Here is an 18,266-nt window from a genome sequence, read left to right as displayed (position 1 = left end):
TCGACAAGCTCAGGATGACTACAATAATGTACACCTAAACTCCATCACTCTCTATGGCGCGGATTTACTTCCGTGCCTTCCCCAATTTGACTGAACACAGTTAATAACCAGCCTGATTACTGCTTTAAGAAACGGCGGGGCGGTACCAGAAATATTTCGACGTTAAAAAGCGCTGCTCCTTTTAATTTATTCTCGATAACCGGATCTTCCCTTTTCGCGAAGAAGAAACCATCGTTCGCTTCATTTTCAAAAGCGTTAAAATTTATATTTTTGCGGTAACCGGCTTCTACGCCAAACCACAGAAAATCATAAATCTCCCTTTCCCAGCGCACGCGGCCTCTTATTTCGGAACGGCGTAATTCTAAGGTTTCCAGTTCCGGAATGCCAATGTTGCGCACGTTAATATTGTAGCTGGCGCCATCTACCGAGAACCCGGCAAACCACAACGAACGCTCCGACTGGTTATACCGCACATCGGCATTGGCCGGCAAAATGGCTTCTATGCCCCACTTGGGGTTAAAGGTGCGGTTATACAAAAAAGCCGGGTAAATGCGGCGGCGGCCCAAGGCATAACCCAATTGCGCCCCAAAACCATACGAGTAAGACGGGCTCTTTTTCCAGCCGTACAAAAACTCCACCGTGGTTTTTAAATAATCGGGCACTGCTACTTGTTTGCTGTTATAATCGCCGTTCAGCTCGCCTTTGGCGCGCACTATGTAAAAGTTTTTTTCGTTAATTGGGCGCAGCACCACCAGTTGGCCGCTAATGCTTTTCAGGTTCCGGTCTTCAATGTTGCTGTAAAACGGATATTCGGGCGGCAGCGGATATTTAAAATTAAATTCTTCGAACGCGTAATTAAAGCCGGCTACCATTTTAAAGTGCGGATTATTAACCAGCGGTGCATATAATTTTAGGTCGAATTTATTATTGCGCCGTACCTCGCCTTGTTTGTTGCCAATATTATCCTGCGGCGAAGTAGAGGTAATGCCAAAATTGGGTTGCCATTCGTAATTAACAATAATGCCCTTGCTTTTACCCATGCCAATTACCGAAGGGTTGGCAAATTCTTTTTCATCGACTACGGTAGCAGTTGGGATTGCGATTGGAGCATTGTTAGCCGAATCGGAAGGCACCTGCGCCAACAAAATAGTAGGGCAGCATAACAACCCCAGCAAGAACAGCCATTTATTATTTACTTTCATTTACGACTTCTTAAATAAAATTTTATTCTTAAGACCTACCCTTTGCTTACCAGCTTGCATTTGTTTGGAGTAGGTTAAAACAAAAATCCAAAGTTCAGGTTAAATAATTTTTCTTTTTCACCAACGCTGTAAGTACCCGATACCACGGCTTTGCGCAGCACATCTACCCAAATACCACCGCCCACGCCCCGGTGCAAACCTTTGAATAAACTTTTCGAAGCATCGTCGTCGGCAAAAACCCGACCGTGATCAACCAGCGCTAAAACGCCAAAGGTGCCCGGAAATAAATAAAAATTAAAATTGGCGAGGTGAACACGTGCCTCAGCGTTAGCGTAAAAATTACTCCGACCTGCAAACCGGGTTATGCGATATCCTCTTAAATTAGTGGTACCCCCCAAAGTATTGGATTGGTAAAACCGGTAATCGCCAAAGTTGTGCGCCCCGCCAATGCGCCCCGCCCATGTAAGCTTAAACGGGAAATTAGGTGTGAGGTAAAACATCACTTCGGAACTTAGCCTGGTAAAGCGGTATTTTTCGTGGCCCAGTTGCTGGTTAACCGAAAATTCATTCAACCATTTAATGCCGATGTACGGATTAACCTCGTTGCTCACGGCTACTACATTCATAAAAGCGCGGGCACCAATATACTCGTTCATCCGGAAAGAACTGGCATCGGTTTCGGAGCCCGCAATTAAAGCCCGTGCCGCCGGCCCCGAAGATTCCCGTTCTACCTGAAACTGGTCGTAAGTAGGCCCAACCCCTATTTTTAAGAAGTGGAAAATATCGTAGGTAAGGGTTGGGTTTACGATATACCGCTTAAACCGCACGCGGTAATCCCGGATGTTTTCTTCGTTGGCTTCGGTTTCGTTGCCCTGTCCAAAATAATTGGCCAGTAACTGCGGACCGTTAATACTGGCCCGGAAATCTAAATCCCAATCTTTTATAATATTGGTAAAAATACCTTTGTAGCGCAGGTTATAAGCCCCGGTGGCAAAAGCATAATTACCCAACAGGCTGTGCTCAACGGCAAAAGGCTCTTTCCGGAATTTATACCGCCGATAAACCAGTCCGCCCCCCAGGTAAAGCTGATCGTCTACGTTATATTGCAGGGCCAGGCGCGGCCCTAAATAGGGTACTTTATGTTCGGTACGGCTATAAATATTTACTTCGCCGGCCGCTTCGGTCCGGTCTTTAGTTTCGGAGCCAAAATGAAAAACATTATTATCTTTCGTATCATACACCACCGTTTTCCGACGCAAACCACCCACCGAAGAATTATCGGCAATGCTGTCGCGGTCATCGCCGCCAATTATCCGGATTAAAATACCATCTCCTACCTCGCCGGTCACTTCAAAAATATCTTTGCCGCCCAAGCCGTATAGCCGTATTTCGTTTGTTTCATCGGTATAAAAAGTACGCTCGTACAGTTTGCGGCCCATGGTACCGTCGAGTTTAATATTCCGAACTTCTACCTCGGTTTCTTTATCGTTGCGGCGATTTACCTTAAAATATTCGGTGCGGTTGCTGCCGGCTACATCTACGGTTTTGGCCAGAAAAGCATAATAATCGGCGGCCAATTGGGGCAACATATCGCGTCGGGCTTTTAATTTTGCGGCAATTTCGGGTGCCGATTGGGCGTATACTTCGGACGGGAATTCTTTCAAAGCTGCTTCGATAACTTCATCGGTAATATCGACTTTCATTTTTTCAGCCAAGGCCATCCATTCGGCTTTTGTTACCCTTGATAAAAAAGTATGATCGTTAGTCAGGGCGCTTAGGTTCAGGCCGATGTAATCTCCGAAATCATAGCCAAAGTTCTGGAAGTTGCGAATGCCCCACTTGCGGGTAGCCAGGTAAGGCAAAACACCATCGGTTTTAAAGAAAGCCGCATCGCGGTCTTTGGGCACCGGCGTAAATAAGCGGCCGTCTTCGGTTTTACTTTCGGCCCAGCGCCACTGGCCTTCGTGCCGGTCCCAATCGCCAATCAGCATATCAAATAACCGTGCCCGGGCAAACGCCGTCTCATCTACGGTATTATCGTTGTTATCTATTTTGCGTTCCAGCACTTTATCGGTACCTACCAAATTCAGCGCATTTCCCAAACTGGCTACATTCTCGTGGCTTTCGTCGGGGTTTTCTTCCAATATAGCAACGGTGCCGGCAAACTGATTCCGGTATTGCCCTAATGCGGGGTCCGAAGGAATATAAAACAGTTCGGGGTTTACGTGAAATACGCCGGCGGCTTTGGCCAGCGGCGGCAACACCAACGCGCCGTAAGGGTGCTGTGCCGAAATTTGGTCCTGCATCAGGTCGCGGGCAATAGTTTCCTGTAGCGGTTTTGGCAATACCTGAGTAGGATTTTTATTTACCGACCGCAGGGTAAACTCGTGGCCTTCTTCGTTGCGGAGCCGCAGCGAAATGGTTTGCTTGCCGCCACCTACGCGGTAAGGCCGCAGGCCACTTTTTTCGGTGCGTAAGTCTAGGTAAGGCATTTTTACCGGGGTAGCCCATATATGGCGGTAATGCTCGCCTAAAAATAATTCTTTTAGCTTACCAGCCTGGTACATGGGGTTAGCTGGCAGGGTAATGGTGCTGTCGCGGTAATTCCGGGTCGAGAGGGCTGGTGTTTTGTCTTCGGCAATTGGGGTAGCTACCGGGGTGCCGCCCTTTTTAGTATACATCTGCGTCCGGAAGAATAATTTACCGGTTGAGCCATCGCCTACCGGCTCCCAGAATTCTACCCAAGCCTCGCCGTTGTCGTAATAATTTACTTTGGCGTAACCTTTTGCTTCGTGGCCGAATAAGGCATCGCCGCCGCCTAATTTCATGTGCTGGGTTTTGCAACCCGAGCCGCTAACGATGGTATTAACATTGCCGTGCTTAAAGTGCTGAATATTGTGCTCGTGGCCCCCGGCATACACCACGTTGGGGTAGCGCTGAAAAATATTCATAAGCCCCTGCACATAAGCCTGGTATTTGGGGTGAGCAATATCCTGACTGATGCCGCCGTATTTGCGGGCCCACGGGTAAATAGAACCAATAACCGGCAACGGTAAAACCAGCCAGGGTTCGATGAGGGTAAGCGGAAAGATGTGGTCGAGTAACTGGAAGTTGCCGCCGTGTACGCCGTTGCTGAATAAAGGGTGGTGCCCTACCACGACAATATGCTTGCCGTTATTCCGGGCTATAATATCTTCGAGGCGGGTAAGTACCTCTACTTCGTCGGCTACGTTGCAATAATTATTGGGCCCGTAAGGACGTTCTTCTTCCTGCAGCCACCACTGCGAGTTTAGCGCAATAAATACCACATCTTCCTGCAAATAAACTTCGTAGGGGCCGGGGCAGCCTTCGTCGGGTACAAAAAAGTCACCGCCGGTTACAAACGTCGAGTCTTTCAAGTATTCTTCTACAAATACTTCCTGCCGGATTACCGACCGCAGGCCACCGGGTAAACCCTGGGCCCAATCGTGGTTACCCGCAATCATGTATTTTTCGCCTTGGTAGCCTTTAAACCGGTCGAGCTGCGTAATAATACGTTCTTCGTCGGTTTTTCGGCCCGGCGAACCAGCTTCGGTCAGGCCGTAGCTGTAAATATTATCGCCTAAAAATACCGTAGCGCTGTTAGCTCCGGCCGCCAGCATTTGCGATTGCAGCAGTTTTAACGATGGCTCCAGCGGGTCTTTTTCCGGAGCGCCTACATCCCCAATTAAGAAAACGGTATATTTTAGCCGGCTACTGTCGGGAGGCCCCACGGTTTTCCAGTTGGCTACCGCACTGCTGTAAAATGGCCGGTTAACCGTGCAGGCGTTAGAAAAAAATAAAAAAATAATACTTAAAAAATACGCAAGATACTGATGCTTCATGGATGTATTTGAGTTTGAACAGCTATCCGGCTCGCACAGGAAATTAATGGCTTTCGGGCTGGCAACGGCTTTTATACGAGAAATCTGTATAAAGTATACAGGCCGGCGCTGCCGAACTTTTACCTGGTCTATCCGCATAAATTTTAAACCCGCTATATTTTAATGTAGCTTATCTGACGTATACCAATGGTAAATGTTTTACTCTTTTTCTTTTTAATAGAAAAAACAATATATGCCCGCAGTGTGGCCATAAAGCTTAATCAGCCCAATACTACTGCAAGAACAAAAGCCCTAAATACTGGTTTATTTGGTAGGTAAACCGGTCCGGCAAACTTTCGGGTTATTATTGCGTTTCAAACCTCAGAAAGCTATAAAACCTAAGTATAGCCCGGTAAAAAAATTGGATTGCCAATGCCGCCTTAGCCGCTTATGGTGCAAATAAAAAATATGAAAGACCAGGAAATTATACTCAAAGCCAGTAATTATGTATTTACCTTATTTAAGGAGAAATTATCGCGTAAGTTAGTTTACCACAATTACAAACATACCGCCGAAATAGCCAAAGAAGCCCAGAGTTTAGGCGAAAGTGCCAACCTAAACGAAACTGACCTGGAAACATTGGTTTTAGCCGCCTGGTTTCATGATACGGGTTATGCCGATACCTATAATGGCCACGAAGAAAGAAGCGTGGAATATGCCACCCAGTTTTTAGCAGCAGAAGGCTACCCCGCAGACCGCATACAGGTAGTTGCCGATTGCATTATGGCTACCAAGAAAGAACATCACGCCGACTCGCTGATGCAGGATATTTTAGCCGATGCCGATATTTCGAATATTGGTAAAGAAAGTTTTTTTTCGAATGCCGAGCTGCTGCGGGTAGAATGGGAAGTTTTTCTGAACAAATTTTTTACCGATGCCGAATGGGCGCAGTACCAACTTGATTTTTTAGTCGGGCAATCTTTCCGGACCCAGGTAGCCCAGGATAAATTTAACGAAGGTTTAAAAGCCAATATTCAGGAACAGCGCAATATTCTGGGTACCCTCTCTAAAAAGCAGAAAAAAAACAATAAAAAAGAACGGGAAACCCTGGCGCAACCCAAACGGGGCATCGAAACCATGTTTCAATCCACGTATCAGAACCACATGTCGTTGAGCGGTATTGCCGATAACAAAGCCAACATGATGATTAGCCTCAATGCCATTATTTTGTCGGTAATTATTACTTATCTGGGGGCAAAAACCTCGGTGTTGGGTACCGAATTTACCCGTAATCCTATCCTGATGGTGCCCGTTGGCACCCTTATATTAACCACCTTGGGTTCAGTAGTTTCGGCTATTATGTCGGCGCAGCCCGAAGTAACCAGCTTTAAAATACGGGCCAATAAGGTAAAAAGTAAAAAAGTAAATATTCTGTTTTTCGGTAATTTTACCAAAATACCTTTAGAAGATTTCCAGGTGGGCATGCACGATTTAATGCGCGAAAAAGATGCCCTTTACAACAACATGATAACCGATATTTATTACCTGGGCGAAGTACTGAGTAAAAAATACCGGCTGCTCCGCGTTTCCTACACCATATTTATGATAGGCCTTATTTTAACGGTATTGTCGTTTGTTGTAGCAGTAGTGCGGTAAGCGTTGTTAGTTGTTAGTTGTTAGTTGTTAGTTGTTAGTTGTTAGTTGTTAGTTGTTAGTTGTTAGTTGTTAGTGCGATACCCGATATTTGAACCTGGGTTACGTTTCACAAACATTATTTTTTAATTAAAATATTGCCCTTACGCATTTTCTAAATCGGCCAACTAATAACTAATAACTAATAACTAATAACGATTAACGGACAACGACTAACGAGGATGTACCTGGTACATGCGTTCGCAAAGTGCTTTTAGTTTACAGATAGATTTGCCCAAGAAGATTTTTAACCGGCGACGAATAAAAAAAGAATAAATATAGCTTCCTACTATGCTGGCACTGTAATGAAATTTAATATCGAGGCGGGTTCTATTTTCTCCCGCTGAACGCAGGTGGTAAAAAAGAAAAGCGTTCGGGAAAATCCGGAAATTAGAGATTTTCTCTACGTATTCTATTTCATTCTCACCAATAAAGCTCTGCACCGTTTGTATATCAATCTGGCCCCGGTTCAGGTCGCATTTATACGAAATGCCTATGCGGTTGGCTTTGGTAACATCAAAATGCACTTTGCTCATGCCCAGCACCCAGGCTGGTTTAAGCCGGAAATTACTGAGTATGCGCAAAACAAACCCTGTGGGCGCATCTATAGTAGCACTGGCGCTAAAAACACGGGCATATTTGTTTTTTTGCTGCATGGGCCGGTTGGTAGTTACCAGCAAGCGCAAAGGCGTTAAAAACGCGTAACGGTATTTAATTTCGCCAAGGTGCTCATAAAACGTACTGCCCTGGTGCAGCCTAGACCAGCTAAAATTAGGTTTTATTGTTTCTTCGGGCTGGGTTTGCAAATAATCTTCGGATAGCAACACGTATTCATCGCCGTCTATGTTATTCTTTAGCAAACGGTGCGCAATAATCACGTTTTTGCCCATTAGCTTTATGTGCTCCCGAATTTGCGTAATGCTCAGGCGGCCGTAATGTACCACCACTTTTAAGGTAAGGCGACTATCCGATAAAGATGCCCCCGCTTCCGAGCCTTGGTCGCGCTCCACAATTTTAAGGTAATTCTGGAAATCGATAAATATTTGCTTGCACTGGTTAATTACTTCCTGCACCGTGGGCGGTGGGCCCAGGCGGTAAAAGAGTATAGCATCGCCCTGTATTTCAGCCAGCGACATATCCAGAATATTTGCTTCTATAATAATTTCGAGCAAATCGGCAATTAAGCTGCGGCTGGTTTCCAGGCCTGTTTCGTTTACAAACTTGGTAAACCCGCTTATATCCGGAATAAATATAAGCGCTGGCTGCGTATTGTCGGAGCCATTAACTGCCGGTACCTGGGGCGCTAAGTTCTTTTTCTGATGTCTAAAAATACCCATTACTGCCGGCCGATAATATTTACTTTAGGTTCTCTTAAAACCTTACCTAAACTGATTTAACCCGTTTTGGGTTATACCTTTTTACTTAATTCTTTTAAAACAGCCGGTTTATTTATACTAGCCGCCAGTCTGTTTATGCCGAGCGTTCTTTTGGAATAAGCAGACTTGTATTTTACTGATAAAAAGGTAAATTTGCGCTTGTTCCTCCCCCGGAACCCGGCTGCGTAGTTCAATGGATAGAATAGAAGTTTCCTAAACTTTTGATATGGGTTCGATTCCCGTCGCGGCTACTAAAACCCTGTTAATCAATAGGTTATCAGTATTATTGTTAAATAGATTGATACATTTCTTCTTTGGTGGCAAACAAAATTGGCAAACATTTTCCAAAATGGTTTGCTACTTCATTTTAGTAGTTTTAAAATAATATTATTGGTATAAGCTAATGCTGAAAGGGTTAGCCTTATTTATTTTCCAAAATGGGAACGCCGCTGAAGCGGTTTGATTAGGTAAAAACCGCTAATTTAAAGCATATTAGCTATTTTTAGGCTTTTGCAAGATTTTCTCTCCACTCCTCAGCTATTGCATTGTTTACAATAACGGTAAAAGAAAAGTGCATTATATTTTTAGCAACTAAATTTTCAATATTAAAATCAGGTAATAAGTATATTCAAGCTAAAATATAAAAAGCCAAATACTTAATGCGAAATTTTAATTCAGAAGAAAAAATCTATTTAAAAGCTATTGTAGAAGAACGAAACGAACAAAAATATTTTTTGGAAATCGGCAGATTATTAGAAAATTTAGCTATCAAAGAAAATGTTATAATCCTAACTAATAAACTAGATAATATTGCGGTTTTTTTATCTGAAAAGGTAGATAAATTAAGAAAAGAAAACTATTCAATAGATGAAAGGAGAGAATTACATAATATTATATATGAAGAAGAATACAATTTAAAAAGGAAAACTGTACACTTCCTTTCTCTGTTAGATTATCTTGAAAGAAATCATTTAATATACATTTATTATATAAACCCAAACCCTATACTTGAAGACGAAAATTTCAAAGGACAAGTACAAGTTAAACTTAACAACAATCTACACATAAAAGATTACAAAAATAAAATAGAATTATTAAAAGGTGAACAATTCGAGTATTTATTTAAAAAAATAGATTATGCTATAATCCCATCAAATGAACTAATAGAATTTGTTAAGAATGGATTTAAAGATAAAGAACAATTACGCCACGATGATAATGTAAAACTTCAAAAGGATGCATTAGACCAGGCAAAAGAATCTACAAAAGCTGCAACTAGATTAGGTAACGTTTCAATTTTGATTGCTGTATTGTCTTTTATTGCTGCTTTAATGGCACTTGTACCAGAAAGCCTTAGACAGCAATGGTTTGGTATTACTGATAAACATGAACCTGTTAAACAACAAGTATACATAATTGATAAGGGGACTGTACCAGATAGCATAAAAAAGGTATTAGATAAAAAACCTATTCTAAAAGTTAAGCCTAATAATAAACCTGCTAAACCTGATACTTTGAAAAAGTAGGTTAAGGAAGGCAGCTTAAACCAATTTTAGTCCTCCTTCTTATCAACTATTCTCAGATGTATTTAAATTTCCTGCTATTTCTCCAATCTTCTAGGTTAATGCTTTTCTTTTTGATTCATTTCAAAGTTAACTCGTATGTCCATTAGGACATATTCCAAATATTCTCTTAAAACTAGAAAATATGCTTTACATTCTTCTGTTAGTTCGTGAATACCTTTACTAATAATTGAAAATGGTGTAAACCCCAATAACTTTTCACCCTTATTTGCTCTAATCAATTCAGTAAGCATAAGTAACCATAGATTTAGAAGAAACCTTTGAATTAACAAAAGAAGTAATCTAGAACTTACAAGAGCATTTTCCTGCCTATTTTCCCACGCATATTGAACAGTCCCCCTTGGGAGGGGGTTGGGGGAGGACGAATACGCCAGAAGACACAACCCCGCTAATTATGCCGCAGAACCACCTTTAACCTACGCTGCTACTCCACCGGTAAACTCCGGAGAGCCGGCTAATTTGGTAAGGTGGGAGAAATTGCTCCCCCTACCCCCGACAGCACGGAACACCGGCTTTTTCGGCTTTTAGTGGCGAATCAATGCTGGAGAGGTTTAGGCAACGTTATTATCTGGCAGCCTGCTTCTTTTTAAGAAAGCATTCCAGAAAAAGGAATGCCTGTTCATTAGATTCGGGATTAGGCGCATGTTGTGGGCGATTGGTTTGGGCTACTCTGTTTTTAAACCCCAGTAAATTATTAACCTGAATGGTATGGCTAAGCGGAATCCAGCGGTGCGGTGGGTCTTCCGAGCCGCCCGAAACCAAAAAGGGCCGGGGTACCATTAAGGCATGTAATTCATGCAAATCGAAGCCCTGGGTAACTAATTGAGTGTATAACCCCTTTGCCGGATTATTACTGGTTATTAATCCTCGTTTGCGCCAGGGCTTCGGGTGGTAACCCAAATACCAAGGTTCCCAATAATTAACGGCTTCTTTCGATTCGTCGAAAACAATACCGGGATCGGACCAAACAGCACAGGCAAATTTCTCGAATAAGCAGGAGGCAAACATGGCCCACTTGCCGCCATAGGAATGCCCCATAATACCAATCCGTGTCGAATCTACTTCCGGCAGCTTTGCCAGTAAATACCAAGCGTTGGCCGCGGCATAGGCCAGCATCGAAAGGGGTTGTACGGCTGCATTATCTATGGAAGGATAATACAGGGAATATTCCTGCGATTTAGTGGTTTCGGTGGTTCCGATAGACAGCGTTACAAAACCTCGCTTTACCAATTGAAAAGCAAAATCCCGGTCGGGCTTTCCTAAGCCAATGGCGGTTTCGGGTTCGTAATAGGTGGTAATTACCGCCGGCTTTTTACCTTTTGTGTGAGGTATTAAAAGATAAGCTACGGTTTTCTCAGTTGGGGTCCAGCTAAATCGAATCTTGTGTTGGGTGTAACCTGTTTTCTTAGTTGTTTCTAACACCTCCATTTGCTGATTTGTAATAAAGGCCGGCCATTTGCCCATTAAAGAATGCCATTTATCACGGATTTCTTTTTGACGCAATTTCCAATCCTGAGCTGTGCGTACTGAATCTCCGTTATAAAACTTTAGCGGCGAACGATAATTGCCCAAAACCCCTTTGTATGCGGCCGGCGGCGAGAAATAATTAGCAATTCCGGGGCAAATTTCCTGTTTCGCCGTTACGCTACTTCTCCCCTGTCCGGCCAGATTATTGGCAAACACCAGCAGCACCACCAAAACACAAACTGGTAATATTTTCATTTTGCTAGGGCGGTAGTTATCTTAAAAATGAAAAGGCACACTTCTTTTTCTTGCAAAGCTCGCCGGGTATACTATTAATTTCCTGATGTTTTTACTTTTTTGAAGGAGCCGTGTTCAACCACCTGGTCATGAATTTTACGCCATCTTCTACTACAGCTTCGTGCCCCCCTTCGTGTAAAGTTAGCTCTATTTTTTCAGGCATATTTAGCTTTTGATAATGCACTTTGGCTTTGTCGTACTCTTCTATTAATTGGGGCCAATGGGCAATACCATCTTTCTTGCCGTGCTGAATCATTAAGGGTCGTGGCGCAATCATCGAAACCGCATCGTAATCGGTGAATTCGGTTAGCCACCCGTTAAAAAAGGCATGTTCTTCAGTGGGGGCAAAGCTGGAGTAACGACTATCTTTAATGACCATTTTATTCCGGCGTTCATTAAACCAGCCCGAAACGACTCCGGCCTTAATACGTGGTTCCAGGGGCATCCAGAACATGGTGGCCATCCCGCCCAGCGAAACACCCCACATGCCTACCCGTTCGGCATCAACTCTTGGGTCGGCTAATACCACATCCAGCAGGTTTTGCACGCGTACCAATTCAATTCCGGGTAGGCTGGTACCGGCCAAACGGGCATAGCGTTCTATGTTATTCCGCCGTTCTACTGATCGCAAATTCATGGGCACCAAAACGGCAAAACCAGCTTTTAGCAACCCTTTCGCATATTCGTGGTAGCCGCCCGGCGAAAAAGAAGTTTCGGGCGAACTGCCAATGCCGTGTTGCACGATTATGAGCGGGACTGGCTTTTGTTTACTTGCTTTAGCCGGAAAAGCCAGCACCGCTTGCGCGGTTATTAGGCCCAGTGGCAGTTCAATCCATTCCCCTTGTACATCTCCTAAGAAGTGTGGTTTACGGGCAAGTGGTCCGGTTTTGGTTAATACCGGCGGGCTTAAAACAGCCTCCCATCTTCTGCGGTTAGGTTCCACACTACGGACTAAGGCATCGGGGCTGCTGTAATCGCGGTTCCAGGCCTTCGCCGATCGGGCTTCGTACTCATCTACCAGATAATGTTGCAGATAATTCTCCAGTTGTTTTTCGTAAGCATCGGTACGGGCTGTTTCCGCTTCGTCGGAAATGAGCTTATTATTTTGACTTGCTGCTTTAAATGGTTGGGTTAACAAAAAGATGGTTAATAGACAGAAAAGGGGCTTGTAGAATCTTGTATACATTCAGTGGTGCAGTTAAAGTTTAGAATATTTTAAGTGAAGTTTGGCGGAGTAGGGCATCATCCCCCAACCCCTTCTCCTCTGGGAGAAGGGGAGCTCCGGTAACGCATTTTTAAAGGGAAACGCTTTTAACAGCCGGAGATAATTACAGTAGCTGAAAGAGTAATCAAAGTCCCTCTCCTTTTTCAGGAGAGGGATTTAGGGTGAGGTTCTCCTTACCAACCTGGATTTTGAACCAGCTTGTTATTTAAGGTAAGTTCATGCTGCGGCAGCGGATTCAAATAATCCCGGTCTAGCTTAAATCCATAGCCAGTGGGCAGGGCATTTTTAAACGGGTCGAGAAAACCATTTTCATCGGTGGGCAAAGCGGGTTTATTCGTAAACTGGGAGACTTTTGCGCCTTTAGGCCGTTTTCCTACAATTAATTCATCGGCGGCGGCCCACCGGGCAATATCATCCCATCGGAATTCTTCTAAAGCCAGTTCTATTTTCCGTTCTCTTCTTATTTCGTTGATGATGGGTGCTAAAGCCGGGAACTCCCAATTCGGGTCGGTTTCAATATTGGCCAGTTCTAAATTCGGCATGCCTACCCTATCCCGCAGTTTTTTTATGGTTTTGTCAATATCATCCTGCGTAATCTGGCCTAATTCGGCTTTGGCCTCAATATAATTTAATAAAACCTCGGCGTAGCGGTATTGAATAGTAGGCGATTCTTCGAAATTTAAATGATGATAAGCCACCGTAGGATTATAATCTTTACGGCGCACATAGCCGGTGCTGGATGAATAAGTAGAATTGGAGTATAATTTGGCGTAGGCTTCCTGCCAGTTCCGGACGGCGCCATTGGCTTCGATGTACCACGGCGAACCCGGCGTAAATATGGTTTGCACAAAGCGCGGGTCGCGATTTTCTGTCTCTAAAATAATATTATCGTGCCCTTTAAATAATGGGCTTTTAGAGACTGGTTTTCCGTCCAGACTTAAATAAGAATCAGCCAATTGTTTGGTTAAACCAAAACCCTCGGGTGTTTCCAGGCGGTAAAGTTTGCTATGAGCGTGTATGCCCAAACTAAGGTTCATTTTGGTCCAGAACATAACTTCTTTATTCGGAGAATAATCCCGTAGGCCGAATAAATCATTGTAGTCTTGGTTGGGTTTTCCGGTCGAATAAATATCATATAAGCCGGAGTTCATCACGGTAGTAGCAGCCTCTACGGCTTTGTTAAAATATTTGGCTGGGTCGGCGGCAGCAACTCCAAACTTAGTACCGGCATGATATTTTTCCCAGGTGCCTTCGTACAGCGCCACCCGCGATTGATACAATAAGGCTATCCACTTATTAATCCGGTCATGGCCATTCGATTTCCCGGTTGAAAGGTATAAGGCCGCCGAATCCAAATCCGAAATTATCTTATCGGCCACTACATTTCGGGGGCTTCTGGTACCGTACAATTCCGGCGAACTAGTGGTAAGCACCGTTTCTACCAATTGTACATCGCCAAAGCTTTTTAACAGGTTAAAATAAAACATGGCCCGGAAAAAGAAGGCTTCGCCCACGTATTGCTGGTATTCTTTAAAATCGGCTTCGCATTTTTTATAATTGGCAAAGAAATAATTTACACTTCTGATATTGGTATAATTAAGGCCCGGTGCACTGTTTATACTTCTGCTACCTTCCAGCCGCGGATTAATAGCAGATTCTGTGATGTAAATATCGGTTCCGACATCGCCTTTTCCTTTTTCCATCACCGGAAAATTACTCCGGTTATAATATTGGTTCATGTAAATCTTCAGGTCGTTAGGCGTTTTAAAAAATACCGGTTCCGTAACCGCATCCAAAGGGTACCTATCCAAAAAATCTTCTTTCTGGCAAGCTGCTAACAGGCCGCCCACCAGAATAATGATGATATATTTTAATTTATGCATGATTTCTAAAGTTTTGAGGCCGGTTAAAAAGATAAGTTGACACCAACAGAAAACATTTGGTTAATCGGGTATATTTCGCCCATATCAACGCCGCCCTCCCGGGGGTTGGAAGAAACGCTGGTTTCGGGTTCATACATTTTGGGCAGCTTCGAAAAGGTTAAAAGATTCTCGCCGGAAACGTAGAATCTGGCCCGCTGAATAAAAAACTTGTTTAACACCGTCGGCGGAATCGTATACCCTATTTGCAGGTTCTTCAGCCTTAAATAAGCGGCATTTAACACGTAGCGGCTTTGGTCCTGGGTGTTTTTGCTGCGCTCAATAAAAGAAAAATAAGGCTTGGGAAAATACGCATCGGTGTTGGGGCCTAACAGATTGGTTTCATTGGCTGGCCGCCAATAATCTAACATTCTACCCCCATGAAAAATAGCCGAGCTGTTGGGCGACCCCATTAAACCCCAGAAATATTCCGAATTATTACCCGGCAGGAAGTCCCGTTTGCCAATGCCTTGCCAAAACATGTTAAAGTCGATGTTTTTCCACCGGAATCCACCGCTAATGCTGTAGTTAAATTTAGGCGTAGTATTGGCTATTACCGATAAATCGCCGTGGTCATCCAGGGTACGCTTACCTTCGTTTATTACGCCGTTGTTATCTAAGTCTTTGTAAATAATATCGCCAGGGCCCCACTTCGGATGATAGAAGGATTGGTCTGGTATTGCTTCGTCGGCCGATTGCATAATTCTATCAGTGGTAAGGCCCCAGACATCGCCGTGCACCCGTCCTTTGTACCACCCGTTAATAGAGCCGGACTCGTTTAAATATTCCAGAATGGTGGTTTTATAATTTCCTACCGTAAAGCGGGCATCATACGAAAAGTCATTGGAAATTTGGTTTCGCCAGCCCAGTGAGAACTCAAAACCTTTGGTTGATAACTTGGCATTGTTACTGAATGGTACCCCGCTGCCTAAAACGGATGGCAACTGCACCGATGGCCCTAACATATTGGAGGTAGTGCGGTCGTACCAGTCAAAAACCAGGTTTAAACGGTTCTGCAAAAATCCGGCATCTAGCCCAGCATCCAGGGTAGTAATGGTTTCCCAGGTTAAATTGTCGCTGATGAGGCCGGGCGGGCGGGCATATAACGGAATTTCATTATTGATAAGGTAACCCGGATTAGCAAAATCAGAAGCGTTGCGTTGGTAGGCAATGGGAATGGTGGGTAAATACAAATAATTGGCTACATTCTGATTGCCTAAAGAACCATAAGAACCTCTTATTTTAAAGGTATTTACATAAGGTTCAACCGGCGACCAGAAAGATTCTTTTGAAATATTATAACCGGCCGAGAAAGACGGGAAGAAGCCCCACCGGGAATCAGGCGCAAACCTAGAAGAACCATCGTAGCGGGCGCTGAACTCCAATAAATATTTTTCATCGAAATTATAATTCAACCGGCCAAAAACCCCTTTGGTGGCCCAATGGTTCAGGTAATCATCCAGGGTAAAATCACCGAGGGCGGTGCTGATAGAGGGCACTTCGGGAGTTATTAAATTCATTTTTGAACCTTGTAAGCCGCGGTTATAATCGGCATCTTGTTCGTACCCGACTAAACCTTTAAAGTAATGCCGGCCTAATAATTTTTCGTAAGAGGTAAATAAACTTACCTGGCTATACTGGCCCTGGCTTAACGTAGAACGGTAGCCCGTAGTGGCTTCGCCAATATTACCGGTAGAGCCGTTTGGAATAGGCACTGGTACGGGTTTCGGGTCTTGGGTGTTAGAACCCCAACGGTAATTATACCGGTAATTTAAACTGGTTTTCCAGCCTTTAATTGGTTCTAGTTCAGTTCCAATATTCATCCACAAGTCATGGTTTTCGGTAACAATTCTGCCGCCTTGCTCCAAGACTAATATCAACGGATTAGCAATGGTGCCGTTTATATTATACTTAGGCATGGTGGGCCAGAAATTAGTAAACTGCGACCAGGTATAGGTGCGGTCTAACCCTACCATACCAATCGGCACATCGGTTTCACTTCGGGCATACTTGGTGCTAAAGTTAAACGAAACCCAATCTTTAACCTGGGAGTTGAGGTTGGCTAAAATATTATACCGCTTATAGCTATCGTCTCCCCAACTGTAGGTTCCGGGTTGGTCAAATACGCCGGCATTTATGTAGTACTGGCTCTTTTCGGTGCCACCGCTTAGGTTGATGTTGTGTTTTTGGTGTAAGGCGTACTTCTTGTAATATTCTTTGGTCCAGTTGTAGTTGGCATTGCCATCCCAGCGGCCCCGCCATTGGCTTACCGGCGGACTATTCGGATTGTATTCGGTTTTATAGGTGCCGTCGATATAACCTTTTATTCTTTCTACCTGTTCGGCGGGAAAGGTGGGCGTTACACCGGCATTAATGGCGGCCTGGTTAAAGGCGGTCGCATACACCAGCGAGTTCTCCATGCTCGGAATATAAATAGGCACCGAGAAAGAAGTGTTATTGCTGTATTCTATCCGAACGGGCTGGTTTTTAGCTCCCTTTTTGGTCGTGATTAATATTACCCCAAAAGCAGCTCGGGAGCCGTAAACGGCCGATGCAGAGGCATCTTTTAAGATAGACACACTTTCTACCGTGGCCGGATCGATGTAATTAATATTGGTTTCTACCCCATCTACCAGAATGAGCGGATAAGTATTGCCCGAAATAGAACCAACGCCCCTTAATTGCCAGGATTGCGTAGCCCCGGGTTCGCCGCCAAAATTATTTAGGCCAATATTTAAATTAGGCGAAACGCCTTGTATGAGTAAAGAAACGTTAGGAGCCGGCCGGTTCGAGAGCTGTTCGCCCGAAACCACATCTACCGCACCGGTTAAATTAACTTTTTTCTGGGTGCCATAACCTACCACTACTACCTCTTCCAGTTTCGCGAGATCTTCTTTCAGCACAATATTCAGCGGCCCCTGACTTTTTACACTTACTTCCTGGGAAGTATACCCGATATAACTAAAAATCAGCACAGCTTTGTCATCGGGTACCGAAATGTCGTAAGTACCATCGGCATTGGAAACCGTCCCTAAAGTGGTTCCTTTCACCTGAATACTTACGCCCGGTAAAGCCTGATTTTTTTCGTCGGTTACTTTGCCCCGTACCGGAATAGGAAGCATGGCCCCTGATTGTTCCGCTGCTTTTTCTTCGTTTGTTTTCCGGATCACCACGGTCTTATCTATAATTTTATAAGTGAGTGGCAAGCCTTTCAAACAAATATCCAAAGCGGCTTCCAAAGACACATTAGATACACTCACGCTGATAATATTCTTTTTCAGCACCGCATCGCGGGTAAAAAAGACGTAATCAGTTTGTTTCTCAATGCTTTTAAAAACTTTCTCTAAAGAAGTGTTTTTACCGTGCAGGCTAATTTGGCTAAATCCTTCGGCGCTTACCTGCATAAGCGCAATAATCATAAAGAAGGTAGTTAATTTCATTACCATGATTATTTTTCTGGTTATGCGCGGCCAGGCAACGGGCACGCGTTGCGTATAAGTATTTAATATCATACTTTTATGATTTCTGGGTTAATAATAAATCAAGTCACAATTGCATTTTTTTATCCCTATTCCAGGGATAAGAGGTTAGCTCAGATTATATGCCGCAGAGGTGCGCCAACACTTCTGCGGTTTTTTTCTGTCTCCTGGGTGGACGAATGGATGT

Annotated in this window: 9 protein-coding genes and 1 tRNA gene; 3 read left to right on the top strand and 7 right to left on the bottom strand. The window is 44.0% G+C overall.

Annotation, left to right across the window (positions count from 1 at the left end):
* Positions 1-116: 116 nt before the first annotated feature.
* Together F0145_RS00880 and F0145_RS00875 are read right to left on the bottom strand one after the other, a co-directional pair.
* Positions 117-1,202, bottom strand: a complete 1,086-nt coding sequence (locus tag F0145_RS00880) for a DUF6268 family outer membrane beta-barrel protein (protein WP_150086175.1) — start codon at positions 1,200-1,202, stop codon at positions 117-119.
* Positions 1,203-1,276: 74 nt separating this feature from the next.
* Positions 1,277-5,065, bottom strand: a complete 3,789-nt coding sequence (locus F0145_RS00875; RefSeq protein WP_150086174.1) for a metallophosphoesterase — start codon at positions 5,063-5,065, stop codon at positions 1,277-1,279.
* Positions 5,066-5,512: 447 nt separating this feature from the next.
* Here F0145_RS00875 and F0145_RS00870 point away from each other — a divergent pair, with 447 nt between their 5' ends.
* Entirely contained in the window at positions 5,513-6,700 is a 1,188-nt protein-coding gene (locus F0145_RS00870; protein WP_150086173.1) for a Pycsar system effector family protein, read from the top strand.
* Between the two features lie 209 nt (positions 6,701-6,909).
* Here the strand turns inward: F0145_RS00870 and F0145_RS00865 are convergent, their stop codons facing one another.
* A complete protein-coding gene (locus F0145_RS00865) occupies positions 6,910-8,073 on the bottom strand; it encodes a DUF2652 domain-containing protein (RefSeq protein WP_150086172.1) in 1,164 nt (387 codons plus the stop codon).
* Positions 8,074-8,291: 218 nt separating this feature from the next.
* Between F0145_RS00865 and F0145_RS00860 the strand changes: the two genes are divergently transcribed.
* Together F0145_RS00860 and F0145_RS00855 are read left to right on the top strand one after the other, a co-directional pair.
* Positions 8,292-8,363 (top strand) — tRNA-Arg (locus F0145_RS00860).
* Between the two features lie 408 nt (positions 8,364-8,771).
* A complete protein-coding gene (locus F0145_RS00855) occupies positions 8,772-9,638 on the top strand; it encodes a hypothetical protein (RefSeq protein ID WP_150086171.1) in 867 nt (288 codons plus the stop codon).
* Positions 9,639-10,259: 621 nt separating this feature from the next.
* On the opposite strand, the gene F0145_RS00850 is transcribed toward F0145_RS00855, so the two are convergent.
* The 4 genes from F0145_RS00850 to F0145_RS00835 all read right to left on the bottom strand — a co-directional run bounded on the left by F0145_RS00850 (position 10,260) and on the right by F0145_RS00835 (position 18,112).
* Positions 10,260-11,417 (bottom strand): prolyl oligopeptidase family serine peptidase, encoded by a 1,158-nt coding sequence (locus tag F0145_RS00850; protein ID WP_150086170.1) that lies wholly within the window; start codon positions 11,415-11,417, stop codon positions 10,260-10,262.
* A 91-nt stretch (positions 11,418-11,508) separates the two neighbouring features.
* A complete protein-coding gene (locus tag F0145_RS00845; RefSeq protein WP_150086169.1) occupies positions 11,509-12,642 on the bottom strand; it encodes an alpha/beta hydrolase family protein in 1,134 nt (377 codons plus the stop codon).
* A 212-nt stretch (positions 12,643-12,854) separates the two neighbouring features.
* Complete coding sequence (locus F0145_RS00840; RefSeq protein WP_150086168.1) at positions 12,855-14,564, bottom strand: RagB/SusD family nutrient uptake outer membrane protein; 1,710 nt, start codon at positions 14,562-14,564, stop codon at positions 12,855-12,857.
* A 23-nt stretch (positions 14,565-14,587) separates the two neighbouring features.
* Positions 14,588-18,112 (bottom strand): TonB-dependent receptor, encoded by a 3,525-nt coding sequence (locus tag F0145_RS00835; protein WP_150086167.1) that lies wholly within the window; start codon positions 18,110-18,112, stop codon positions 14,588-14,590.
* Positions 18,113-18,266 lie beyond the last annotated feature (154 nt).

This window comes from Adhaeribacter rhizoryzae (assembly GCF_008629685.1).
GTDB classification, from domain to species: domain Bacteria; phylum Bacteroidota; class Bacteroidia; order Cytophagales; family Hymenobacteraceae; genus Adhaeribacter; species Adhaeribacter rhizoryzae.
Note: the sequence above shows the minus strand (reverse complement) of the source record. Positions and strands in the feature narration are given on the sequence as shown.